Annotated in this window: 1 tRNA gene, 2 rRNA genes and 1 pseudogene; 1 reads left to right on the forward strand and 3 read right to left on the reverse strand. The window is 52.0% G+C overall.

Features of this window, described 5'->3' with window-relative positions:
• A pseudogene (locus J9889_RS24340) lies at positions 1-124 on the forward strand (IS630 family transposase); the annotation flags it as partial.
• Between the two features lie 198 nt (positions 125-322).
• Here the strand turns inward: J9889_RS24340 and J9889_RS22855 are convergent.
• The 3 genes from J9889_RS22855 to J9889_RS22865 form a co-directional block, all read right to left on the reverse strand.
• Positions 323-399, reverse strand: a tRNA-Asp gene (locus tag J9889_RS22855).
• Positions 400-494: 95 nt separating this feature from the next.
• Positions 495-609, reverse strand: a 5S ribosomal RNA gene (rrf, locus tag J9889_RS22860).
• A gap of 121 nt (positions 610-730) precedes the next feature.
• Positions 731-854, reverse strand: a 23S ribosomal RNA gene (locus tag J9889_RS22865); the annotation flags it as partial.

Here is an 854-nt window from a genome sequence, read left to right on the forward strand (position 1 = left end):
TAATCGCAGCTTCAAGGATTACGACGACATCCTTGATGCCTGCACATCGGCCTGGAAGCACTTTATTGCCGATGTGGAGCGGGTGATGTCACTTTGTAGCCGAGATTGGATAAAACTGACCTAATGTTTAATCCGATTGGTATTAGTGGCATAACGGACGCAGAGACGGACAAAGTCCGGCTCAAGCACAAGGGACAACAGAGCGGGATCGAGTTGCCAGTGGCAAGTCGCAGCCCTGGTGGTTGCCTCTTGTTTCCTGAGCTCTTATCCAGACGCCAGAAAGCAAAAAGGCCTTCCCGTCAGGGAAGGCCTTTCAATTTAGTGGCGGAGCGGACGGGACTCGAACCCGCGACCCCCGGCGTGACAGGCCGGTATTCTAACCGACTGAACTACCGCTCCGCATTCGGTTAGCTTTCGCTAAATCATTTGCTGCTTGTTTGTGAGGTGTCATCCTCGCAGCCGGTCATGTCTTTCACATCACCGTTTAATTGGGTGCCTGGCAGTGTCCTACTCTCGCATGGCGAATGCCACACTACCATCGGCGCTACAGCGTTTCACTTCTGAGTTCGGCATGGGATCAGGTGGTTCCACTGCGCTATTGCCGCCAGGCAAAATCTTAATCCAGAAAGCTGACGTGGATAACGACTTCGCTAGTTTGCGTTGTCATTACCACTGAATTTGAGTAGTTCGCTCATTCGCTACAAGGCCCAGAACACTTCTTGGGTGTTGTATGGTTAAGCCTCACGGGTAATTAGTATGGGTTAGCTCAACGTATCACTACGCTTACACACCCCACCTATCAACGTTGTGGTCTCCAACGGCCCTTTAGGACCCTCAAGGGGTCAGGGATGACT

This window comes from Aeromonas sp. PrichA-15, assembly GCF_017939245.1.
Classification (GTDB): Bacteria; Pseudomonadota; Gammaproteobacteria; order Enterobacterales; family Aeromonadaceae; genus Aeromonas; species Aeromonas caviae.